Annotated in this window: 24 protein-coding genes, 1 tRNA gene and 1 pseudogene; 17 read left to right on the top strand and 9 right to left on the bottom strand. The window is 67.3% G+C overall.

The genetic code is table 11. The features are described 5' to 3' along the window. Positions 1–62 precede the first annotated feature (62 nt). The 10 genes from K3U96_RS04755 (at position 63) to K3U96_RS04710 (ending at position 9,313) form a co-directional block, all read left to right on the top strand. Positions 63–1,064 (top strand): NAD(P)-dependent alcohol dehydrogenase, encoded by a 1,002-nt coding sequence (locus K3U96_RS04755; protein WP_069404123.1) that lies wholly within the window; start codon positions 63–65, stop codon positions 1,062–1,064. After that, positions 1,061–2,482, top strand: coding sequence for a mannitol dehydrogenase family protein (locus tag K3U96_RS04750; RefSeq protein ID WP_220692233.1), 1,422 nt, complete (start codon positions 1,061–1,063; stop codon positions 2,480–2,482). Before K3U96_RS04755 ends, K3U96_RS04750 begins: the two co-directional genes overlap by 4 nt. Next, positions 2,479–3,432 carry a carbohydrate kinase family protein gene (locus tag K3U96_RS04745; RefSeq protein ID WP_220692232.1) on the top strand — a complete coding sequence of 318 codons (954 nt, stop codon included), beginning with the start codon at positions 2,479–2,481 and terminating at the stop codon, positions 3,430–3,432. The genes K3U96_RS04750 and K3U96_RS04745 overlap by 4 nt, the downstream gene beginning before the upstream one ends. After that, the gene (gene ku / locus K3U96_RS04740) at positions 3,432–4,367 is read left to right on the top strand and encodes a non-homologous end joining protein Ku (RefSeq protein ID WP_220692231.1); all 936 of its coding nucleotides are present in this window, start codon (positions 3,432–3,434) and stop codon (positions 4,365–4,367) included. The genes K3U96_RS04745 and ku overlap by 1 nt, the downstream gene beginning before the upstream one ends. Before the next feature lie 127 nt (positions 4,368–4,494). Then, positions 4,495–5,286, top strand: coding sequence for an SDR family oxidoreductase (locus K3U96_RS04735; protein WP_220692230.1), 792 nt, complete (start codon positions 4,495–4,497; stop codon positions 5,284–5,286). Positions 5,287–5,296: 10 nt separating this feature from the next. Continuing rightward, positions 5,297–6,373 carry an NAD(P)H-dependent amine dehydrogenase family protein gene (locus tag K3U96_RS04730; RefSeq protein WP_220692229.1) on the top strand — a complete coding sequence of 359 codons (1,077 nt, stop codon included), beginning with the start codon at positions 5,297–5,299 and terminating at the stop codon, positions 6,371–6,373. A gap of 31 nt (positions 6,374–6,404) precedes the next feature. Next, the gene (locus tag K3U96_RS04725; RefSeq protein WP_069404129.1) at positions 6,405–6,665 is read left to right on the top strand and encodes a hypothetical protein; all 261 of its coding nucleotides are present in this window, start codon (positions 6,405–6,407) and stop codon (positions 6,663–6,665) included. A gap of 35 nt (positions 6,666–6,700) precedes the next feature. Continuing rightward, positions 6,701–6,937, top strand: coding sequence for a hypothetical protein (locus tag K3U96_RS04720; protein WP_069404130.1), 237 nt, complete (start codon positions 6,701–6,703; stop codon positions 6,935–6,937). A gap of 75 nt (positions 6,938–7,012) precedes the next feature. Then, a complete protein-coding gene (locus K3U96_RS04715) occupies positions 7,013–8,239 on the top strand; it encodes an Nramp family divalent metal transporter (protein ID WP_220692228.1) in 1,227 nt (408 codons plus the stop codon). Further along, positions 8,240–9,313 carry a poly-gamma-glutamate hydrolase family protein gene (locus K3U96_RS04710; RefSeq protein ID WP_220692227.1) on the top strand — a complete coding sequence of 358 codons (1,074 nt, stop codon included), beginning with the start codon at positions 8,240–8,242 and terminating at the stop codon, positions 9,311–9,313. It begins immediately after the preceding gene. A 51-nt stretch (positions 9,314–9,364) separates the two neighbouring features. On the opposite strand, the gene K3U96_RS04705 is transcribed toward K3U96_RS04710, so the two are convergent. After that, a complete protein-coding gene (locus tag K3U96_RS04705; protein ID WP_220692226.1) occupies positions 9,365–10,465 on the bottom strand; it encodes a glutamate--cysteine ligase 2 in 1,101 nt (366 codons plus the stop codon). A gap of 173 nt (positions 10,466–10,638) precedes the next feature. On the opposite strand from K3U96_RS04705, the gene K3U96_RS04700 reads away from it, so the two are divergent. The 4 genes and pseudogenes from K3U96_RS04700 (at position 10,639) to K3U96_RS04685 (ending at position 13,303) form a co-directional block, all read left to right on the top strand. Next, positions 10,639–11,460 carry a TIGR03621 family F420-dependent LLM class oxidoreductase gene (locus tag K3U96_RS04700; protein WP_220692225.1) on the top strand — a complete coding sequence of 274 codons (822 nt, stop codon included), beginning with the start codon at positions 10,639–10,641 and terminating at the stop codon, positions 11,458–11,460. Between the two features lie 28 nt (positions 11,461–11,488). Then, positions 11,489–11,561, top strand: a tRNA-Arg gene (locus tag K3U96_RS04695). Between the two features lie 92 nt (positions 11,562–11,653). Beyond that, positions 11,654–13,012, top strand: coding sequence for an alpha/beta hydrolase (locus K3U96_RS04690; protein ID WP_220692224.1), 1,359 nt, complete (start codon positions 11,654–11,656; stop codon positions 13,010–13,012). A gap of 73 nt (positions 13,013–13,085) precedes the next feature. Continuing rightward, positions 13,086–13,303: pseudogene (locus K3U96_RS04685) on the top strand (SpoIIAA family protein). Between the two features lie 6 nt (positions 13,304–13,309). On the opposite strand, the gene K3U96_RS04680 reads toward K3U96_RS04685, so the two are convergent. Next, the gene (locus K3U96_RS04680) at positions 13,310–13,999 is read right to left on the bottom strand and encodes a GAF and ANTAR domain-containing protein (protein WP_220692223.1); all 690 of its coding nucleotides are present in this window, start codon (positions 13,997–13,999) and stop codon (positions 13,310–13,312) included. Positions 14,000–14,329: 330 nt separating this feature from the next. On the opposite strand from K3U96_RS04680, the gene K3U96_RS04675 reads away from it, so the two are divergent. After that, positions 14,330–14,779, top strand: coding sequence for an Hsp20/alpha crystallin family protein (locus tag K3U96_RS04675; protein WP_069404137.1), 450 nt, complete (start codon positions 14,330–14,332; stop codon positions 14,777–14,779). Between the two features lie 5 nt (positions 14,780–14,784). On the opposite strand, the gene K3U96_RS04670 is transcribed toward K3U96_RS04675, so the two are convergent. Further along, positions 14,785–15,381, bottom strand: a complete 597-nt coding sequence (locus K3U96_RS04670) for a GNAT family N-acetyltransferase (RefSeq protein WP_220693395.1) — start codon at positions 15,379–15,381, stop codon at positions 14,785–14,787. Further along, positions 15,378–15,818, bottom strand: a complete 441-nt coding sequence (locus K3U96_RS04665; RefSeq protein ID WP_069404138.1) for a hypothetical protein — start codon at positions 15,816–15,818, stop codon at positions 15,378–15,380. Before K3U96_RS04665 ends, K3U96_RS04670 begins: the two co-directional genes overlap by 4 nt. Before the next feature lie 78 nt (positions 15,819–15,896). Between K3U96_RS04665 and K3U96_RS04660 the strand changes: the two genes are divergently transcribed. Continuing rightward, positions 15,897–16,343, top strand: coding sequence for a cupin domain-containing protein (locus K3U96_RS04660; RefSeq protein WP_069404156.1), 447 nt, complete (start codon positions 15,897–15,899; stop codon positions 16,341–16,343). 6 nt (positions 16,344–16,349) lie between these two features. Here K3U96_RS04660 and K3U96_RS04655 read toward each other — a convergent pair whose 3' ends face one another. After that, positions 16,350–16,718: an Hsp15 family ribosome-associated heat shock protein gene (locus tag K3U96_RS04655; RefSeq protein ID WP_069404139.1), complete on the bottom strand. Its 369-nt coding sequence runs from the start codon at positions 16,716–16,718 to the stop codon at positions 16,350–16,352. Between the two features lie 119 nt (positions 16,719–16,837). On the opposite strand from K3U96_RS04655, the gene K3U96_RS04650 reads away from it, so the two are divergent. Then, a complete protein-coding gene (locus K3U96_RS04650) occupies positions 16,838–17,494 on the top strand; it encodes an SDR family oxidoreductase (protein WP_069404140.1) in 657 nt (218 codons plus the stop codon). On the opposite strand, the gene K3U96_RS04645 is transcribed toward K3U96_RS04650, so the two are convergent. From K3U96_RS04645 to K3U96_RS04630, 4 genes are all read right to left on the bottom strand, one after another. Continuing rightward, positions 17,491–18,273 carry a VOC family protein gene (locus tag K3U96_RS04645; protein WP_220692222.1) on the bottom strand — a complete coding sequence of 261 codons (783 nt, stop codon included), beginning with the start codon at positions 18,271–18,273 and terminating at the stop codon, positions 17,491–17,493. The two genes, K3U96_RS04650 and K3U96_RS04645, sit on opposite strands and share 4 nt — an antisense overlap. A 71-nt stretch (positions 18,274–18,344) precedes the next feature. Continuing rightward, a complete protein-coding gene (locus tag K3U96_RS04640; RefSeq protein WP_230982364.1) occupies positions 18,345–19,238 on the bottom strand; it encodes an amidohydrolase family protein in 894 nt (297 codons plus the stop codon). Beyond that, positions 19,235–20,671 carry an aldehyde dehydrogenase family protein gene (locus K3U96_RS04635; RefSeq protein ID WP_220692221.1) on the bottom strand — a complete coding sequence of 479 codons (1,437 nt, stop codon included), beginning with the start codon at positions 20,669–20,671 and terminating at the stop codon, positions 19,235–19,237. Before K3U96_RS04635 ends, K3U96_RS04640 begins: the two co-directional genes overlap by 4 nt. Before the next feature lie 14 nt (positions 20,672–20,685). Continuing rightward, on the bottom strand, positions 20,686–22,398 hold the full coding sequence (locus K3U96_RS04630; RefSeq protein WP_220692220.1) for a thiamine pyrophosphate-binding protein: 1,713 nt from the start codon (positions 22,396–22,398) through the stop codon (positions 20,686–20,688). Positions 22,399–22,404: the final 6 nt, after the last annotated feature.

The following is a 22,404-nucleotide window of genomic DNA, read 5'->3' as shown; positions in this document are numbered from 1 at the left end:
GTAGATGCTCAAGAGGTTAGCATGGGAGTGTGACGCACACAACACTTCCCCCGGATGCCCACATGCGCGCCGCGGTACTCGTCGAACCCGGCCGCATCGTCGTCCAGGAACGCCCGGTACCCACTCCCGATCCCGGGGACGTCCTGGTCCGCGTCTCGTCGGTAGGGGTCTGCGGCTCCGATACGCACTACTACCGGCACGGCCGGGTGGGCAGCTTCGTCGTCGAGGCGCCGCTGGTGCTCGGCCATGAGGCGGCGGGCACGATCGTCGCCGTCGGCGAGTCGGTCGACCCGTCGCGCATCGGGCAGCGGGTGTCGATCGAGCCGCAGCGTCCCGATCCCGAGACCGAGGAAACCCGCCGGGGCGATTACAACCTGTGTCCGCACATGCGTTTCTATGCGACGCCGCCGGTCGACGGGGCGCTATGCGACTACGTGACCATCGGCGCCGAGTTCGCCCACCCGGTGCCGGGCTCGGTGTCCGACGACGCGGCCGCGCTGTGCGAACCGCTGTCCGTCGGCATCGCCGCGATCCGCAAGGCCGGCGTCGACGCCCGATCACGGGTGCTGATCGCGGGCGCCGGACCGATCGGCATCGTGGTGACCCAACTCGCCAGGGCCTACGGCGCCACCGAGATCATCGTCACCGACCTGGACCCGGCGCGCCGCGAACAGGCCACCCGGTTCGGGGCGACGACCGTGCTCGACCCGACCGTCGATCGGCTGGGTGCAGAACCCGTCGACGCGTTCATCGATGCCTCGGGAGCGCAGTCGGCGGTGGTCGACGGGATCCGCGCGGTGCGCCCGGCGGGCCGGGTGGTGCTGGTGGGCCTGGGGGCCGAAACGATGGAGCTGCCGGTGCAGGTGATCCAGAACCGCGAGCTGATGTTGACCGGGGTGTTCCGGTACGCCAACACGTGGCCGACCGCGATCGCGCTTGTCGAGTCGGGCCAGGTGGATCTCGACTCGATGGTCACCGCCCACTTCACGCTGGAGGAAACCGCGCAGGCCCTGGACTCCGACCGCACGCCGGGTAGCGTCAAGTCGGTGGTGAGGGTGTCATGAAGTTGGACAACTCGACGTTGACCGAGCTCTCCGTGGACAAGCCGAGCTATCGCCGCGACGAAATCAGGGTCGGCATCGTGCATTTCGGTGTTGGCGGCTTTCACCGCGCGCACCAGGCCGCCTATGTCGACCGGCTGCTGGAGATGGGTCTGGCCAAGGATTGGGGCATCTGCGGCGTCGGTGTCATGCCCGCCGACCGCAAGATGGCCGACGTGATGGCCGAACAAGACGGGCTCTACACCCTGCTGCTCGAAAAGCCCGACGGCACAAGCGAAGCCCGGGTGATCGGCTCCATCGTCGACTACCGCTATGCGCCCGACGATCCCGAAGCGGTAATCGAACTGCTCGCGGCGCCGAGCACCCGGATCATCTCGCTGACCATCACCGAGGGCGGGTACAACATCGACAACGCCGGCGGTGAGGTGAACGTGTTCGGGCTTGTCGCCGACGCATTGGCTCGCAGGCGCGAGCGCGGCGTGGCATCGCCGACGATCGTGTCCTGCGACAACATCGAGGGCAACGGCGACGTCGCCCGCCAGGCGTTCACCACCTACGCCGAACGCAGGCAACCCGGCCTCGGAGAATGGATCGGCGCGCACACCCGGTTTCCCAACTCGATGGTCGACCGCATCACGCCGGTCACCACGCCGGAGGTGATCGAGGTGGTCACGCGGGAATTCGGCGTCGACGACCGCTGGCCGGTCGTCGCCGAACCGTTCACGTCGTGGGTGCTCGAAGACGACTTCACCGAAGGCCGACCGCCGCTGGAACAGGCCGGCGTGCTTCTGGTCGACGACGTGACGCCCTACGAGCTGATGAAACTACGGCTGCTCAATGCGAGCCACCAAAGCCTCTGCTACTTCGGCTATTTAGCGGGATACCGGTTGGTCGACGACGCCGCGAGCGACCCGCTGTTCGCCCGATTCCTGCTGGAGTACATGGATTTGGAGGCCACCCCGACGCTTCAGCCGGTGCCGGGCATCGACCTGCCCGACTACAAGCAGACGCTCATCGAGCGGTTCGCCAACCCGGGCATCAAGGACACCATCGCCAGGCTGTGCTTTGCCTCCTCGGACCGGATCCCGAAGTGGCTGCTGCCTGTGGTGCGCGAGAACCTCGAGACGGGCGCTCCGGTCCGGTTGTCGGCGGCGACGGTGGCCAGCTGGGCCCGCTACGCCGAAGGTGTCGACGAGCAGGGGCAGCCCATCGATGTGCAGGATCAGCTCGCCGACATCTTGGTGCCGTTGGCGCAATCTCAGCGCGAGCATCCGACCGCGTTCATCGAAAACACGGCCGTCTTCGGCGATCTGGCTCGCCAACCGCGGTTTGTCGAGGCGTATCTGTGGGCACTCGACTCACTGCACCGTGACGGGGCGCGCGCGACGTTGGAGAACCTGCTGGGAAAGGACACGCCATGACCGAGCCGGGCAGCCCGCAGCGGGCCCTGGTGATCGGCGAGGCGTTGATCGACGTCGTCGAGCGCGACGGCCACATCACAGGCGAATACGTCGGCGGCAGCCCGCTCAACGTCGCCGTCGGCCTGGCCAGGCTGGGCCGGGGCGTCGACTTCCTCACCCACATCGGCGACGACCCGCACGGTCGGCGTATTGCCGATCACGTGAAACACTCTGGGGTGCAGCTAGTTTCAGGAAGTATGAGCGCTCAGCGCACGCCGACCGCGCGAGCCAGCCTCGACTCCGACGGGTCAGCGCAGTACGTGTTCGACATCGAGTGGCAGCTCACCGGCACACCCGAAGTGACACCGCCCCTTGTCGCACATACCGGATCGATCGCCGCGGTGCTGGAGCCGGGTTGCCGCGCCGCCGCGGCGCTGCTGGACACCTACCACCCGGCGGCCACCGTGACGTTCGACCCTAACGTGCGCGCGGTGCTCGTCGACGACGACGACGGCGCACGTGGGCGCATCGACCGGCTCGTCGAACGCAGCGACGTGGTCAAGGCCAGCGACGAGGACATGCGCTGGATCGACCCGGACCGCAGCCCCGAACAACTCGCGCAGACGTGGCTGGGGCTGGGCCCGTCGATCGTGGCGGTGACGATGGGCGACCGAGGCGCGTTCGCACTGTGCGCGGCGGGCGCCGTGCACGTGCCTGCGCTGCAGGTCGACGTGGTGGACACGGTCGGCGCAGGCGACGCGTTCATGTCGGGTCTGATCGACGCGTTGTGGTCACTGGGCCTGCTGGGCGCCCAGCGGCGCCGGGACCTGGCCCACATCAGCACCGAAAGTCTGACCGGCGCGGTGCAGACCGCGGCGCTGTCGTCGGCGCTGACGGTCGCCCGGCCCGGCGCCGACTTGCCAGATCGCGAAACCCGCGATGCCGCCCGCCAATCAGCCATACTGGGCTAATGCGTTCCATCTGGAAAGGCTCCATCGCCTTCGGCCTGGTGAACGTCCCGGTCAAGGTGTACAGCGCCACCGAGGACCACGACGTCAAGTTCCGCCAGGTCCATGCCAAGGACAACGGGCGCATCCGCTACAAGCGGGTCTGCGAGGTGTGCGGCGAGGTCGTCGAATACCGCGACATCGCCAGGGCTTACGAATCCGACGACGGCCAGACGGTGATCATCACCGACGAGGACATCGCGACGCTGCCCGAGGAGCGCAGCCGGGAGATCGACGTGATGGAGTTCGTGCCCGCGAGCGACATCGATCCGATGATGTACGACAAGAGCTATTTCCTGGAGCCCGAGGGCAAGTCGACGAAGTCCTATGTCCTGCTGACCAAGACGCTCAAGGAGACCGACCGCGTCGCGATCGTGCATTTCGCGCTGCGCAACAAGACCCGGCTGGCGGCGCTGCGGGTGCAGGACTTCTCCAAGCGCGACGTGATGGTGATCCAGACCCTGCTGTGGCCCGACGAGATCCGGGATCCCGACTTCCCGGTCCTCGACAAGGAAGTCGACATCAAGCCCGCCGAGTTGAAGATGGCAGGTCAGGTGGTCGACTCGATGACCGACGACTTCAACCCGGACCGCTACCACGACGACTACCAGGAACAGCTGCACGAACTGATCCAGGCGAAACTCGAAGGCGGCGAAGCGTTTACCGCCGAGGAGCAGCCGCAGGAGCTTGACGAGACCGAGGACGTCTCGGATCTGCTGGCCAAGCTCGAGGCCAGCGTCAAGGCGCGGCGCGAGGGCGGCGACTCAGACGGGTCGGCCAAGAAGTCGACAGCGAAGAAGGCTTCCGCCAAGAAAGCACCGGCGAAAAAGGCCGCGAAGAAGGCGGCCAAGAAATCCCCCGCCAAGAAGACCGCCAAGAAGGCCGCCGCCAAGAAGTAGCCGTTTTACCTCCGCTGCACGCGCGTAGCGGACACCTCCCCGCAGCGAATTAGAACGTGTTTCAGAATCACCGCACTCGGACGTGCGCGCCTTGTTACGGTCGCCCGGTGAGGGAAGGTAGGCCAACGTGATTCTTGACAGGTTTCGACTGGACGACCAAGTCGCCGTGGTGACTGGAGCGGGCCGGGGACTCGGCGCGGCGATGGCACTGGCGTTCGCGGAAGCCGGTGCAGACGTGGTGATCGCGGCACGCACCCAGGCCCAACTGGAAGAAGTCGCCGAACAGATCAACGCCGTCGGGCGCAGGGCGCACATCGTGGTCGCCGACCTCGCTCACCCCGAGGACACCGCCCAACTGGCCGGCCGGGCCGTCGCAGCGTTCGGGAAACTAGACATCGTCGTCAACAACGTCGGCGGCACCATGCCCAACGCGCTGCTGAGCACCTCCACCAAAGACCTGCGCGACGCGTTCACCTTCAACGTCACCACCGCGCACGCGCTCACCACGGCGGCTGTTCCGCTGATGCTCGAGCACTCCGGCGGCGGCAGCATCATCAACATCACCTCGACGATGGGACGCGTCGCGGGCCGCGGCTTCGCCGCCTACGGCACGGCCAAGGCCGCGCTGGCGCACTACACCCGGTTGGCCGCGCTGGACCTGTGCCCGCGGATCCGGGTCAACGCGATCGCGCCCGGGTCGATCCTGACATCGGCACTCGACATCGTCGCCTCCAACGACGAACTGCGTGAACCCATGGAGAAGGCCACGCCGATGCGCCGACTGGGCCGACCCGAGGACATCGCCGCGGCCGCGGTGTACCTCGCCTCACCGGCAGGCAGCTATCTGACCGGCAAGACGCTCGAGGTCGACGGCGGCCTCACGTTCCCCAACCTCGACATGCCCATCCCGGACCTGTGAGGAACCCGCTATGACAATCAAAGTCGCCGCGATCGGCACCGGCAACGTCGGTCGCCACGCGCTACGCCAACTCATCACCGACCCTCGTTTCGAGCTCACCGCCGTGTGGGTATCGAGTGAGTCCAAGGTCGGCAAGGACGCCGCTGAGCTTGCCGGGCTGCCGAATTCGACGGGCATCGTGGCCACCACCGACCTCGACGCCGTGCTGGCCACCGACCCGCGGTGCGCGGTCTACACCGCGATGGCCGACAACCGGCTGGTCGAAGCGCTGGAGGACTACCGCCGCATCCTGGCGGCCGGCGTCAACGTCGTCGGCAGCAGCGCGGTGTTCCTGCAGCACCCGTGGGGGGTGCTGCCCGACGAGATGATCAAACCGATCGAAGCGGCTGCGCAACAAGGAAACTCCACGATCTTTGTCAACGGGATCGATCCCGGCTTCGCCAACGATCTGCTGCCGCTCGCGCTCGCGGGCACCTGCCAGAGCATCAAGCAGATCCGCTGCATGGAGATCATCAACTACGACACCTACGACAGCGCAACGGTGATGTTCGACGTGATGGGCTTCGGCAAGCCGCTCGACGAAACCCCGATGCTGCTGCAACCCGGTGTGCTGAGCCTGGCGTGGGGGTCGGTGGTGCGCCAGCTCGCCGCCGGGCTGGGCATCGAACTCGACGAGGTGACCGAGACATTCGTGCGCGAACCAGCGCCCGAGGACTTCGACATCGCGGCCGGCCACATCGAAAAGGGCACCGCGGCGGCCCTGCGCTTCGAGGTGCGCGGGATGAAGGACGGTGAAATCGCCACGGTGCTCGAACACGTCACCCGGCTGCGTGACGACCTGCGCCCGGATTGGCCGCAGCCGGCGCAGGACGGCGGTTCATACCGCGTCGTCGTCACCGGTGAGCCGTCCTACACCCTTGACCTGTGCCAAAGCAGTCCCAACGGCGATCACAACCACGCCGGCCTCGTCGCCACGGCCGCTCGTGTGGTCAATGCGATTCCCGCGGTGCTGGACGCACCGCCGGGTATCAGCACGACCCTCGACTTACCCCTCATCACCGGAAAAGGGTTGTACGCTCGCAGTTAAGACGGGGGAATTCAACAGTAAGGACGTGCCTATGCGGACCACCCTTCGTTATCTCACGCCGATCTTCGCTGCGAGTGGCGTCGCAGCGGCCATGCTGTTGGCCCCCGTGGCCGCAGCCCAGGGCGGCGAGGAAGACCTGCTGCCCAAGTGTGTCGACACCGGCGGCGCCGAAGCGCTCGGCGGCTCCGACACCGAGTGCGCGACGCCCGGCAACACCTCGATTGACGCCACGCCGGCCGAGGTCGGCCCGTGGGGCGACATGTGGGGCGGCGAAGGGTTCTTCTTCCCCTAACAGGTAGTGGGAACCGCGGCCGAAGGAGGCCAATCATGCGGTCCAAGAATCGCTGTGCTGCAGTTCTTTTCGCAAGCGCAGGCATCATTGCAATCGGGCTCGTCGCACCGACTGCCGCGGCCGCGCCGCAATGCACCGACGTCGGCCCCAACACCACCCAATGCCAGACCAACGGCAGCGCTCAGATCGTCACCTCGCCATCGGTGACCAACAACAACTGGGGTTGGCCGTATGGCGGGTTCGTCATCAGCCTCGGCGGGTTCAGATGGTGACCTGCCGATAACCCACCATTAGGTTTCGTCTACCCTAACTTTTCTATTCGCTATCCCGGATAGAAAGGTGGGCTGGTGGCGAGCGACCAGAGGGCACGGCTGCGGCCGAGTTGGGTGCTGCTCGGACCCGCGTTTGTCGCCGCGATTGCCTACGTCGACCCCGGCAACGTCGCGGCCAACGTCAGTGCCGGAGCCCAGTTCGGCTACCTACTGGTGTGGGTGATCGTCGTGGCGAATGCGATGGCCTGCCTGGTGCAGTACCTGTCGGCCAAGCTGGGTCTGGTCAGCGGTCTGTCACTGCCGGAGGCGGTGGGCGGCCAGATGCGTCGACGCAGCCGGCTGGCGTACTGGCTACAGGCCGAATTGGTCGCTATGGCAACCGATCTCGCGGAGGTGGTCGGTGGCGCCATCGCGCTGTACCTGCTGTTCGACCTGCCGCTGCTGACCGGCGGGGTGATCACCGGGGTGGTCTCGCTGCTGCTGCTCGTGGTCAAGGACCGGCGCGGCCAGCAGATGTTCGAACGCGTCATCACCGGACTGCTGCTGGTGATCGCCATCGGATTTCTCACCAGCCTGTTCGTTGCGCCGCCGCCGGCCGCCGAGGTCGCCGGGGGGCTGCTGCCGAAGTTCGCCGGGACCGAGAGCGTGCTGCTGGCGGCGGCGATGCTCGGAGCCACCGTGATGCCGCACGCGGTGTACCTGCACTCAGGTCTGACCCGCGACCGCCATGGTCATCCCGAGCCGGGCCCGATGCGCCGCATGCTGCTGCGGGCGACGCGGTGGGACGTCGGCATCGCGATGGTCGTCGCGGGTGCGGTGAACCTCTCGATGCTGCTGGTCGCGGCGACCAACCTGCAGGGGCAGGACGACACCGACTCCATCGAGGGAGCCCACGCCGCGGTCCAGCACACGCTGGGCACGACGGTCGCGCTGCTGTTCGCGATCGGCCTGCTGGCCTCGGGCCTGGCGTCGTCGTCGGTGGGCGCCTACGCCGGCGCGATGATCATGCAGGGACTGCTGCACCGCGCCATCCCGCTGCTGGTGCGGCGCCTGATCACGCTGACGCCCGCGTTGGTGATTCTGGCGATCGGGCTGGATCCGACCCGCGCGTTGGTGTTGTCGCAGGTGGTGCTGTCGTTCGGGATCCCGTTCGCGTTGATCCCGTTGGTGCGGCTGACGAGCAGTCGGCGTCTGATGGGCGAGGACGTCAACCATCGCGTCACGACGGCGCTGGGCTGGATCGTCGCCGGGCTGATTACCCTGCTGAATGTGGTGCTGATTTACCTGACCGTGACCGGCTAGATGCGTCAGCCCGGGCACACGTATTTCGCGTACGGGTCCAACCTGTGCGCGCAGCAGATGGCCCGGCGCTGTCCCGGGGCCGCCGATCCCCGCCCGGCGATGCTCGCCGACCACGACTGGCTGATCAACGAACGCGGGGTGGCCACCGTCGAACCGTTCGACGGATCGCAAGTGCATGGCGTGCTGTGGCGGCTCACCGATCACGACCTGGCCACCCTGGACAGCGCCGAAGGCGTTCCGGTGCGGTATCGCCGCGACCGGCTCACCGTGCACACCGACGACGGCCCCGCCGAGGCCTGGGTCTACATCGACCACCGCGTCGAACCCGGCCCGCCGCGGCCCGGCTACCTGGAGCGGATCATCGACGGCGCGCGGCACCACGGCCTGCCGCAGCGTTGGGTCGAGTTCCTCAAACGATGGGATCCCGCGGGTTGGCCCCGTACCGCCGAAGCAGCGAATACCCCGGCGCCACAATCTCTTTCAGAGTTGCTGGCCGAGCCCGGCATGATCGAGTACAGCACGCTACGGTCACGTTTCGGCTTTCTGGCCATCCACGGCGGCGGCCTGGAGCAGATGACCGACGTCATCGCCGAACGCGCCGCTGACGCGGCGAACGCGTCGCTGTACGTGCTTCGCCACCCCGACCACTACCCGCACCACCTGCCGTCGGCGCGGTACCGCGCGCAGGAATCCGAACGGCTCGCGGAGTACCTGGCCCACGTCGACGTGGTGATCTCGCTGCACGGGTACGGCCGCATCGGCCGCAGCACACAGCTGTTGGCCGGTGGCCGCAACCGGGCGCTGGCCGAGCACCTCGCACGTCACGTCGAGATACCCGGCTACCGGGTCATCACCGACCTGGACGCGATCCCGCGTGAACTGCGCGGCCTGCACCCGGACAACCCCGTCAACCGGGCCCGCGGCGGCGGCACGCAGCTGGAGTTGTCCCCGCGGGTGCGCGGCATCAGTCCCCGTAGCCAACTGCCCGGCGATGACGGATTGTCCCCGGCGACATCGGCATTGGTGCAGGGGCTTGTCGCGACCGCGCATTCCTGGCACCCGCAGTCGGCTTAAGCCCGTGGCAGTTCTCGCGGCGACTCTGTGTCGGCGTGCCCGCTGCGGGCGCTAACAGCCCGACGTGGTGGCCTCGGTGGCCGCGGCGATGACGTCGGCGACGTCGTGGCGGCGCTGCCAGGCGCGGCGTTGCCGCATGGCGCCGTTGCCCTGTTCGGTCACGCGGACGAGTTCCTCGGTGACCGCGTCGAAGTCACCGACCGCTTCCAACGCCGGGCGGACACGATCGACGAGGCGGTCCAGCAGCAGGCGCGCGGGCACGCTGTGATGGCCCTCCAGCAGGTCGACCGCCTCGCCGTCCAGGCCGTCACGGGCGGACTTCCAGTACGCGGCCTTCAACGCGTGCGGCGCCAGCGCCGGCACCGGTTGGCCCTGACGCTCCTCGTCGAGCGCCGTCATCACCGTCGCCCTGACCAACATGGCCAGCAGCACCGTCTCGGCGACCGTGGCCGGCACGTCGGCGACACGCACCTCGATGGTCGGGAAGGTCGCCGACGGACGGACATCCCAATAGACCATGCCGTCGTCGAGCACGGCCCCGGCGTCGCGCAGCATCGCGACGACGGCGTCGTACTCGTCGACGGAGTCGAAGTGCGGCGGCGGCCCGGCGCTGGGCCAGCGCGCCCACAGCACGCTGCGCCAGCTGGCGTAGCCGGTGTCGGTGTTGCGGTACACCGCCGAATTAGCCGTCAGGGCAAGCAGAACCGGCAGCCACGGGCGAAGCCGATTGCTGACCCGGATGGCGGCCTCGCGGCTGGGGACCGCGACGTGCACGTGGCATCCGCAGATGCCCTGCTCGTGGGCGATCATGCCGAACTTGTCCCCGATTTCCCGGTATCGCGGGGTGTCGGTGATCGGGAACTGGTGCGGCACCGCGGGCGGCAACCCGACGGCGAGAAGTTGGGCACCGCTGGCTGTGGCGGCCTCGGCGGCCGCGCGACGCAACCGAAGCAGGTCGGCACGCAACTCGTGGCCGGCGCCGAAGACGTCGCTGGTGGTTTCGATCTGGCAGCTGGTCAGCTCGAGTTGCAGCTTCACCCCCCGCTCGGCGGCGTGGCGCGCGGTTTCGACGTTGACGGCGACCGGTTCGCCGGATGCCGGATCGGCGAGCAGAAACTCTTCTTCGACGCCGAGCGTGGGATGGGTGGCCATGTTGGAGGTGGTGGAGGTATTGATCCGGCCCGTCGGAATGGTTCACGACGGGCCGGATCGGGCGGGAAATCCTTCGGGGTAAGACCCCGGGAGTCAGGGTCAACGGCAGAAGTATTGCCCCGTGCGGACGCCCGCCAAACCTTCCCAGTCCGCTTGGCGAATACCATCTGGTGATGGCCAAGGATTTCCGGTTCGGTGTGGGGCTGCAGGCCGCGCGTCGCCGACAGTCGGTGCAGGACTTCGCCCGCCACGTCGAGGACATGGGTTACGACGTGCTGCACATGGCCGATCACCTCTACACCACCGCGCCGTTTCCGATGCTCACTGCGATCGCGGTGGCCACCGAGCGGTTGCGCGTCGGCACGTTCGTGCTCAACGCCGGCTTCTACCGGCCCGCGCTGCTGGCCCGCGACGTCACCTCGCTGCGGGATCTGTCCGACGGACGCTTCGAGCTCGGGCTAGGCGCCGGATATGTCGAGGAGGAGTTCCAGCAGGCCGAGCTGCCGTTCCCGACGCCCGGGCAGCGGGTCTCCTGGCTGCGCCACGTGACCGAACACTTCAACGCCCACGTACCCGATGTGCCGATCCTCATCGCAGGCAACGGCGACAAACTGCTCACCCTCGCCGCGCAGCGCGCCGACATCATCGGGCTCACCGGCGGCGCCCCCGTCGGACCGGATAGCGACCCGCTCGCCGATCGCGTCGCGTTCGTCCGCGCGGCGGCCGGGGAGCGGTTCGGCGAGCTGGAGCTGAACCTGGCCGTCACCGCGATGCCGACCGACGATTCGGGCCGACCGGACATGGCGATCACGCGGCAGTTCCTGCCCGGGCTGTCCGATGACGAGCTACTCCGCACGCCCGCGGTGCTGTCGGGGTCGACGAAGGAGATCGCCGACACCCTCCGGGGCTATCGTGAGACCTACGGCGTCACCTACATCACCGTGCAGCAGCCGCATGCGGAGGTGTTCGCGAAGGTGATCGCCGAGCTGCGCTGAGGCCTTTCGGTAAGCTCCGTGCGGTTGCGCCCCCGTAGCTCAGGGGATAGAGCACGGCTCTCCTAAAGCCGGTGTCGCAGGTTCGAATCCTGCCGGGGGCACTTTGCGTTGTGTATGACGTCGGTTGACGCGTGAACTTTGGTCTCCCGGTGATGACTAGCGACTTCCCAGCGTTCGTCCAGCTTGTCAGCGGATGCTTGGGCGGTATGGGATCGCATTCTCGTCGGGACGTGGTGCGGAGTCGGCGGTGCTGAACTGGTCGTTGCTGTCAGGACCGCTGCCGATGGTCTTGAACGTCGCGGCGATCGGCGCGGCCGCCGTGCTGGGCTGGTGTGTGTGCAAAGGCCGACGACCCGGGTGGCTGAAGGTCGCCGCCGCGGTCGGATGCACCCTGGGGTCGGTCGTCGCGGTCGGCGTGGTCGCAACGCTCGCCCGCCGGGTATGGATGCTTTTCCCCGACCAGCTGACGCTACCGGTGTATATCTGGGCGGTCACGGCCGTGCTCGCGGTGACGATTGCGTGCGCAGCGGCGGTCCTCGACCGCCGTCGGTCGAGCACGGTCGCGGGCTTAATGGCGGCGGTGGTGGTCGTGGCCGCCTGCGCCAATCAGATCAACGCGGTCTTCGGTGCCTATCCGACCGCAGCTGACGCATTGGGTTTCAGCCCCTACGATCGCGTCGCCTTGGCTCAGGTCGACTCCCGGGTGCGGGTGGTCAACGTCGCCGATCCGTTGGCGGCGCGGTGGTCACGACCTACTCAGCTGCCGATGAAAGGTAAGGTCGCCGCCGCACCGATACCGGCTCCGGTCTCCCATTTCGTCGCCCGTGAAGCGCAAATCTATTTGCCCCCTGCCTATTTCGCAGATCCGCGGCCTCGGCTGCCGGTGCTGGTGTTGATCGCCGGCGAGCCCGGATCGCCGTTGGACTGGCTGGGTGCGGGAAACCTCGTCGAGACCATGGACTCCTTTGCCGCTTCGCACGGCGGATTGGCGCCGGTGGTGGTCGTCCCCGATGGCACGGGCAGCCAGTTCGGCGATCCGTTGTGTCTGGATTCGCGCCGCGGCAATGCCGACAGCTACCTTGCCCGCGATGTGCCGACCTGGATCAAAACCCACCTGACGGTCGACGATGACCCGCACAGCTGGGCGGTGGGCGGACTGTCCTACGGCGGCACGTGCGCGCTTCAGCTGGCGACCAATCACCCCGACGTCTACCCCACCTTCCTGGACATCTCCGGAGCAGCCGAGCCAAGCCTGGGTGACGAGAAGCTCACGGTTGACGCGGCGTTCGGCGGCGATGCCGCGGCCTATCATCGGGTGAACCCGCTGGATCTGCTGCGGAACCACCGATACCCCAACAGTTCAGGAGCCATCGTCGCCGGCACAGCGGACTCCGACGCGCTGCGCGATTCACGAGTGGTGTATGCCGCCACGCGTGGGGCCGTGATGAACTGCCGCTACCTTGAGTTGCCCGGCGGCCACGATTGGCGGGTGTTCTCCGCGGCACTGGCGCGCGAACTGCCGTGGCTGGCAGATCAGATCGGGGTCACCTAGTGCCGGCGCCGTCGACCGATGTCGTGGTGCCGAAACGGTTTTCGGCCGGTATCACCGAAAGAGAGGGTGTCCGATGATCGAAGTGCTGCCAGACATGCCTGAGGGGGTCACGGGCATCCGGGTATCCGGCCGCCTGAGCGGGGACGATCGGCCTTCAAACGCATCGCGGTCGTGACCGACAAGGAATGGGTTGTCCACACACTGCATGCGCTGGCATGGCTGGTTCCGGGCGAAATCGCCCTGTTCGGCCTCGACGACCTCGAGCAGGCAAAGGCCTGGGCCGCCGGCTGAGAGGGCTCAGCTGTTTCTCGTGTCGATGACGCGCTGCGCGACCTCGGCGAGCCGTATGTTGCCATCCTGGGAGATCTGCCTGAGCATCTCGAACGCCCGCACGTCGTCGACGCCGTAGCGTTCCATGATGATGCCTTTGGCCTGGCCGATGCGGTCCCTGGTGGACAGCGCCGACACCAGCTGCTCGCCGTGGCGGCTGGCCAGAATCGCCGCCGCCGCGTGCGCCGCCAAAATCGTGGCCACCGTTTCGTCTTGGGCATCGAACGCATGCGGTCGGAAACTGAACAGGTTCAGCGCGCCGGCCGTGCGGTCGGCGGTGTACAGCTTTACCGACAGCCCGCTGAGCACCCCCAACTCGACGCACGCAGGTGCGTACTTGGGCCACCGCTCTTCGGCGCGGAAGTCCTCGGTGCGCACGATCACGTCGTCGAGGGCGGCCTGCACGCACGGGCCCTCGTCGAACGTCATCTGAAGCTCATCGAGTTGGTGCGGCAGCTCTGACGTGGCCGCCAACGATTCGAATTTGCCGCCCCTGCCCACCAGCAAGACGCCGGCCGTGTCGGCACCGGGCATCAACTCTCGTGCCGTGGCGGTTACGTCGGACAGCACTTCCTCGACACTGCGCGGCGCCGCGGAGGCCCGTGCCAACTCGGCCATCCGTTGCGCCAGCCCGTGCGGGCTCGTAAGGTCAGCCATTCTCCAGGGTTTCCCGCTATGGCTATCCAATACACGAACGTTTGCCTTTTCGCAGGTACGGGCATTGCCACTAGAGGCGAGCGTGGTGGTCGACCATCTCGCTTGCTGAGGTCTCGTCGGTTCAGAACGGAGCCGACGGGGCCGCCCGCGGACGGATGCGGCAGGCCGTCGTGAGTGCGAGGCGGTGTCGCTCGACACGCCAGATTTCGACCGAAAAACCCTCCCCGTGGAGCTAGCACTCTCTAGTCGAGAGTGCTAATCTCGCAGGTGCACAGTGATTTGGCTGCCCGCCAGGGTGGCGGGCTCTGAAGAACGAGGAGGTGAATTGCTGTGCTTCGTTTTGATCCGTTCAGTGACCTTGATGCGTTGACCCGGGGCCTGCTGACCAGCCAGACCGGATCAAACCGCTCCCCCCGGTTCATGCCGATGGACCTCTGCAAGATCGACGACCACTATCTGCTGACCGCCGATTTGCCCGGCGTCGACCCCGGTTCAGTGGACGTCAACGTCGACAACGGCATGCTGACCATCTCCGCGCATCGCACCGCACGCTCGGAGGACGGGGCGCAGTGGCTTGCCAGCGAGAGGTTCTTCGGCACCTACCGCAGGCAGCTGACCCTCGGCGAAGGTATTGACACCGAGGCTATTTCGGCGACCTACGAGAACGGTGTGCTGACCGTGACCATCCCGCTGGCCGAACGGGCGAAGCCACGCAGGATCGACGTCGCCCACGGCTCCAACCGGACCTCGATCGAGGCAACCACCGTCGAAGCCGAATAGTCTCCTCAGCCGTTGCGGTCCAACCTGAACTCCAGGTTGGACCGCACCGACGGCCATTCGATGTCCAGGATCGAATACACGACCGTGTCTCGCCTCGACCCGTCGGCCAGCAGCTGATGGCTGCGTAGCACGCCGTCGAGTTTGGCGCCCAGTCGCTCGATGGCCGCACGGCTGGCGAAGTTGAAGAAATGGGTTCGCAATTCGACTGCGACACAACACATCTGATCGAAGGCATGGCCGAGCATCAACAGCTTGGTCTCGGCGTTGACGCCGCTGCGCCGCGCCTGCTCGACATACCACGTGTTGCCGATCTCCAGTCGCCGATTGGGTGCGTCGACGCTCATGTAACTCGACGAACCGACGAGCGTTCCGTCGAGGCGGCGCACGACGAAGGTCAGGCCGTGGTCGGGCTTCTGCACCGACAACCGGTTGTCCACCCACTGTTCGACGGTATCGGGCCCAGGGGCCGCGGTGAACCACAGCCGGCCCAGTTCTCCGTCGGCGGCCACCGCGACGATCTCCGGGATATGTTCGCGGCCAAGAGGTTCCAGCTTCACCCAGCGCTGCCCGGTCAGCGTGACCGGCTCCACGAAGCCGGTCACAGCGCCCGGTCCGCCGTCGACCACGCGGCCACCATCGCCCACACCGACAAGATCACCGCGAGGACGGACACCGCGGCAGCCAGGAACAAGCCGTAGCCCGCCGACACCGGCGGGTACACGTAGAGCCGGTAATACCACGCCGTCATCACCACCAGCAGCACCGAAATCGCCAACGCCGCCGACGAAGCCAGCCGGCCCGACAGCCCGCGGCCCGCCATCGCGCCCGTCACGATCAACGTCGACCCCAGCAAGACGATCAGCTGCCCCACGCCGAATCCCGGCGGTGGCGCGGGCAACTCACCGAGCACGACGCCGCCGATCGCGTTGGCACGTCCACCGCCGCCGTCGGCCGATGACGTGAGCCACGGCAGCCAGGCACTCACCACCAGAATCGCCGCGCACAGCGCCACCAACCAACCCGGGCGCACGCGTGACATGGCTTGAGCCTATCGGGTGTGCCTGGTGGCTCCGATCTTTAAGGTGGAGTGTCCGACACCGAAAGCGCGGGTGCTGAAATGACCGAACTTCCCGACTGGGCGCGTCGCCTCGAGCTGTCCCCTCACCCCGAGGGTGGCTGGTTTCGGGAGACATGGCGCAGCGATCTGACCGTGCCGCAGTCGGCGTTGCCAACCGACTACACGGGCCCGCGCAGTGCCGGCACGGCGATCTTGTTCCTGCTCATGCCCGGCCAGCAGTCGGCGTGGCATACGGTGCGCAGCGCGGAGTTGTGGCTCTACCACTCCGGCAGCCCGCTTCTGCTCGAGGTCGGCCCCGAACAGGACGGTGCCACAACATATCTGCTCGGCGCAGACATCTCGGCCGGCGAGCATCCGCAGTACGTGGTGCCGCCCGGTCACTGGCAGCGGGCGCGGCCCCGCGATGACGAACCGACGCTGGTCAGTTGCGTGGTGGTACCCGGGTTCGACTTCGCCGACTTCGAGTTGGCCGCCCCTGCCGACTGACGCAATTCACCGCAGGCCGCTCGCGCGCAGCTTGTCCAGCATCCGGCGATCCCGCTTCGTCGGCCGCCCCGCACCGCGGTCGCGGGCCGCGACCGGGACCGATTCCACCGCCGGGGCTTTGGGGGTGCGATCGAGGAAACAGGTCGCGGCATCGGCCGCACCGACCCGTTTGTGGATGACGCGCACCACCTCGACGACGCGAGTGATCTCACCGATCCGGGCACGCACCTCGTCGCCCGGCGACACCGTGGTGGCCGGTTTCGCGGGCCGACCGTTGACCCGCACGTGCCCGCCCCGGCACGCCGCCGCCGCGTCCGGTCGGGTCTTCGCGATTCGCACGGACCACAGCCATCGGTCCACGCGGGTCGACTCCACGGGCCCATCATGCCGAAAGCGTCAACCTTATTGTGACCTTATCTTGCTCTTATTTTTCTTAGGAAATCGTGTACGGTGGTCCTTCAGCTGATTGATAGCGGCGACGGAAGGAGCCCCACATGCATGAGGCACCCGCACGGATCATCCTGGTCACCGGGGGTTCGCGAGGCATGGGCGCGCAGACCGCACGACAGCTCGCCGCCGCAGGCACGCACGTCGTCGTGCATTACCAGGAGTCGGCCGCGCCCGCGCAAGCCGTCGTCGACGCCATCACCGGCGCGGGCGGGCACGCCTCGATCCTGCGCGCCGACATCTCCGATGCGACCGAGTGCGCGGCGATGGTCGACACCGTCGCGGACCGCTTCGGGCGGTTGGACGCGCTGGTGCTCAACGCGTCGGTGCACCTCGAACCCGGAGCGCATCCGGGTTACGCGATGCGCCGCAACCGCGAGGCGCAGCGCCGCCTGGCCGGCATGGCCATGCCGCTGATACCGGTCGGCGGACGCATCGTGTTCGTCACCGACCATCAGGCGCACTTCTATCCCCACAAGGCGGTGCCGAAGGGGCACACCGCCGTCGTCGCGGGCAGGTGGGCGGGCGAGGCCACGCTGTACGCGATGCGTTCGGATTTCCACCGCGCCGGTGTGCATTTCACGGTGGTCTCCGGTGACACCGTCGACGATTCGTTCGCCGGCGCGATCGTCAACGCCGTCAACACCGCGAACCCGACCGGGATGGTGTATGTCGGCGCGCCCGAACACCTTTTGACCGCCTAGCCCGGCAACGACGACAGGTTGAAGCCGGCCCCGGTCACGTCGGCAACGGCCGCCAACCGACCGTACGGGGTGTCCTCGGCAGCGCGGATCACGCTGCCGCCGTTGTCGACGATCACCTGGACGGTCTTGTCGACGTCGTCGGCGCCGAGGAAAAAGCACCAGTTCGACGGCACACCCTCGGGGAGGTGTTGGGCGCCGTCCATCACCCCGAGCAATGCTTCACCGTCGAAGGAGGCTGTGCTGTACCGGAATTCGTCGGAGTCCGACACCGTCTCGATCTGCCAGCCGAACACCTCGCGGTAGAAGTCCAGCGCCTTGCCGTAGTCGCGGGTGGTGAGCTGGTGGTAGACCGGCGCGCCGTCCTCGTTGACCACTTCAAAGCCGTGGTGCCCGGTCGGCTGCCACAGCCCGAAGAACGCGCCGCTGGGATCGGTCAGCATGCCCATCCAGCCCTTGTCCTTGACCTCCATCGGCTCGACCGGGTCCATGCACGAAATAGCGCCGGCCGCAACGGCCTTGGCCAGCGTCGCGCTGATATCGGCGGTGTGCAGGTAGATGCTCCACCCGTCGGGGCTGTTCCACTGCGGGTCGTTGTGCATCAGCCCCGCGACGGGTCTGCCGTCCTTGAGCGCTGTGACGTAGCCGCCGTATTCCGGACCTGACGACTCGAACGTCCAGCCGAACACCGCGCCGTAGAACTGCTGGGCGCGCTCGAGGTCGGAGGTGGCGAGGTCGATCCAGGTCGGTGCGCCCACGGGGGCGGTAGGGCGAACGGGCACGATGGTCTCCTTCGTGGTGGTGTGGTCGGTCATCCCGGTAGACCACCGCCGCCGGCAAAACTCATCGCCGCTCAAGGGGCGAAGCCGAGGACCCGCATCGCGTTCTGCTTATAGACGAGCGGCACCACGGCCGGATCGATGTCGAGCGTCTCGAAATCGCGGCGCCACCGATCCAGCGCGATGTAGGGGAAGTCGGTGCCGAACAACGCCTTGGTGCGCAACTGCCGGCCCATCGCGTGCACCAACTGAGGCGGGAAGTACTTCGGGCTCCAGCCGGACAGATCGAGGTAGACGTTCGCCTTGTGCGCGGCGATCGCGATCTGCGAGTCCACCCACGGCACCGCGGGATGTGCCATCACGATCGTCAACTCCGGGAAATCGGCGGCGACGTCGTCGAGCAGCATCGGGTCGGAGTACCGCAGCTTGACCCGGCCGCCGCCGGGCAGTCCCGACCCCATGCCCGTCTGCCCGGTGTGGAACAACGCGGGCACACCGGCCTCGGCGATCGCCTCGTAGATCGGGTAGAAGCGCCGGTCGTTGGGCTCGAAGGCCTGCATGCTCGGGTGGAACTTGAAGCCCTTGACGCCGTAGTCGCGGACGAGTTCGTGCACCCGGTGCACTGCGCGGCGTTCGTGCCACGGGTCGACGCTGCCGAACGGGATCAACACGTCGCGGTTGCGCACCGCCCCGGCCACCAGATCCTCGATCGAGTTCGGCACGTGCCGCATCGCGGTGCGCGCATCGACGGTGAACACCACCGCGGCGGTGTTGTGTCGCCGGTACAGGTCGGCGACGGCGTCGACGCTCGACAAGGCGCCGGGCTCGCGCTTGAAGTACTTCTCGGTCGCCTCGATCAACTCGTCGGTGTAGGCCTTGTGGCCGTGGCCGTCGACCTCGACGTGGGTGTGGATGTCGATCGCGGCGATGCGGTCGAAATCGATCCCGTATTCGTACCTTTGGCTCACCCGGCCGCGGTCTCCGGCGCGTAACCGATCGCCGATTTGGTCTCCAGGTATTCGTCGAAGCCGAAATGACCCCACTCGCGGCCGTTGCCGCTGCGCTTGTACCCGCCGAACGGCGCGGTCATGTCGAAGCCGTGGTTGATCGCCACCGAACCCGCGCGGATCCGGCGGGCGACCGCCCGAGCCTGGTCCAGATCGGCACCGGACACGTACCCGGCCAGCCCGTACTCGGTGTCGTTGGCGATCTCGAGCGCCTCGTCGAGGTCGTCGTAGCCGATGATGCACAGCACCGGCCCGAAGATCTCCTCACGCGCGATGGTCATGTCGTTGCGGACGTTGGCGAACACGGTCGGCTTGACGAAGTAGCCGGCGTCCAGGCCGTCGGGCCGGCCGGGGCCGCCGACGACGAGCGTCGCTCCTTCGTCGATGCCCTTCTGCAGCAGGCCCTGGATCTTGTCGAACTGCGCCTTGGAGGCCACCGGCCCCAACGCGCGGGGTTCGTCGGGGTCACCGACCTTCACCGCGGCCGCGGTCTCCTTGGCCACCGCGATCGCCTCGTCCATCCGGGAGTTGGGCACCAGCATGCGCGACGGCGCGTTGCAGCTCTGGCCGCTGTTGACCATCATCACCGAGGTGCCTGCGGCGACGCTCTTGGCGAAGTCGTCGTCGTCGAGCACGATGTTGGGGCTCTTGCCGCCGAGTTCCTGCGTCACCCGTTTCACCGTCGCGGCGGCGTTGCGTGCGACGTCGACGCCGGCGCGGGTGGAGCCGGTGAAGGACACCATGTCGATGTCGGGGTGGCTGGACAGCGCGGCGCCGACGCCCGGGCCGTCACCGTAGACCAGGTTGTACACGCCGGCGGGAATCCCTGCGGCGTCGACGATCTCGGTGAAGATCTGCGCGGAGTACGGCGCCACCTCCGAGGGTTTGAGCACCATCGTGCAGCCGGTCGCCAGCGCCGGGAACACCTTGCAGGCGATCTGGTTGATCGGCCAGTTCCACGGCGTGATCAGGCCGCACACGCCGATCGGCTCCCGGACCACCAGCGTGGATCCGAGCTGTTCTTCGAACGAGAAGTTCTTCAGCACGTCGATGGCCGTGGCCAGGTGGCCCATCCCCAGCGCCACCTGCGGGCCGGCCGCCAGGGACGCAGGTGCGCCCATCTCCTCGTTGACCGCGTCGGCCAGGTCACCGGAGCGCTTCTGGTATCCGGCCAGGATCGCCTGCAGCAGGTCGAGCCGTTCTTCGCGGCTCGACTGGGACCAGGTGGCGAACGCCTTACGCGCCGCCTGCACGGCCACGTCGACGTCGACCGCGGAACCGATCGAGATCCTGCCGGACACCTCTTCGGTGGTCGGGTTGTCGACGTCCAGGGTGTTCGGCTGCACCGGGTCAACCCATTTTCCGTCGATGTAGAACTTCAGATACTCACGCATGGCTCCATCTTTCTCTACTGTGTGCCTTCTGCATACCAGGTCCGGAATCGGTCGTACTTGGGCATCTCCTCGGAGTTGGCCTTCGGGTCGATGCTCACGTGCACCACCCCCACCTTGCCGCTGGCATAGGCGCGGGCGATGGCCGGCCCGATCTCATCGTCCTTCTCGACGTATTCGCCGTGGCAGCCGAAGCCCTCGGCGATCTTGTCCATCCGGACGTCCTTGCTCCAGTGCACACCGGGCTGCGGGGACGGCTGCTCGAACGTGCGCTTGTAGACGCCGACCTCCAGGCCCCACTGATGGTCCACGCCGATCACACACACCAGCGGCACCCCCTCGCGGGCGGCCGTTTCGAGTTCGGCGATGTGGAACAGGAATGACGAGTCGCTTGTCAGCAACATCACCGGGCGGGTGCGGCCCTCGGCCACCGACGCGCCGACCGCGTACGGCAGTCCTGTGCCCAGATGTCCGAAGTTCTGGTTCCAGATCACGTCGCGCGGCTTGGCCTGCGAGTAGGTCCACTGGAAGATCACGGTCGCACCGCCGTCGCGCACCATGATGCCGTCCTCGAGTTCGTTGAATGCCTTGGTGGCTTCGACGACGAACCGCGCCGGATGAATCGGCGAGCGGCCCGACGGCGCGTTTTCGGCGAGTTGGGTGAGCTCCTCGGCGTCGGCCTTGACCAACTTGTCGAGGTTGGCCGACGGTTCGCGCGGGGTGTCGCGGAGCGCCTCGACGAGTTGCGGCACGATACCGCGCAGATCGCCGACCAGCGGCACATCGAACGGGCGGTTGACGCCGATGGCCGCTGGATCCTGCTCGACGTACACCCATTTGCGGTTGTCGTCGTTTCCGGCCCAGTGCTGGGTCCTGCCATAGTGCATGGGCTCGCCGAGTTCGGTACCCAGCGCGACGCACAGGTCGGATTCCTCGACCGCCTCGTTGGCGGCCGGGGAGAACAGGTACGGGAAGGTCCGGTCCTGAAGTCCGGGGATGTACGACGTGCCGCCGGAGGTCTGGATGACCGGGCACGCCATCAGCTCGGCCAGCTCTTTGACCTCCTGCTGCGTGCGGGAGGTGTGCACCCCGTGGCCGACGAGCAGGATCGGGCTCTTGGCCTCGCGGATCAGCTTCACGGCCTCGGCGACCTCAGGGGCTCCCGCCCGCTGGTTGACGAGGCGATACCGGTTGGGCGGCAGGGGTTCTGCGACGTCGAGCTCTTCGAGGATCACGTGCGACGGGAACTCGACGTAGCTGGGTCCGGGCGTGCCCGACATCGAGCGGCGGATGGCCTCACGGATGATCTCGTCGGTCTGGTCGGCGTACTCGATCGAGCTGCTGTATTTGACCGAAGCCTCGAAAAGTGGTTCCTGCTGCACGAATTGGATGCGGCCGCGCCGCACGCGCCGCTCGGTGATGCGGGCGCGCTGGCCGCCGAGGAAGATCACCGGGGAGTTCTCGACAAGTGCGCACTGGATTGCCCCCGCGATGTTCGCCATGCCCGGCCCGAGGGTCCCGATGCACAACCCCGGCCTGCCGGTCATCCGCGAAGCCGCCTCGGCCATGAACCCCGCGCTGAGCTCGTGGTGGGGTGCGACGACCGACCATCCGCGGGCGTCGGCTTCGGCGAACATGTGCACGAAGTTCGGGTCGGGGATGCCGAACAGCGTGTTGATCCCCTCGGCCTCGAAGAGGTCGAGGATGCGCTTGTATACCGGTATGCCCATGGAAAC

It is taken from the genome of Mycolicibacterium holsaticum DSM 44478 = JCM 12374 (genome assembly GCF_019645835.1).
Taxonomy (GTDB): domain Bacteria; phylum Actinomycetota; class Actinomycetes; order Mycobacteriales; family Mycobacteriaceae; genus Mycobacterium; species Mycobacterium holsaticum.
The sequence above is the reverse complement of the archived record's forward strand: the minus strand, read 5'-3'. Positions and strand labels throughout refer to the sequence as shown.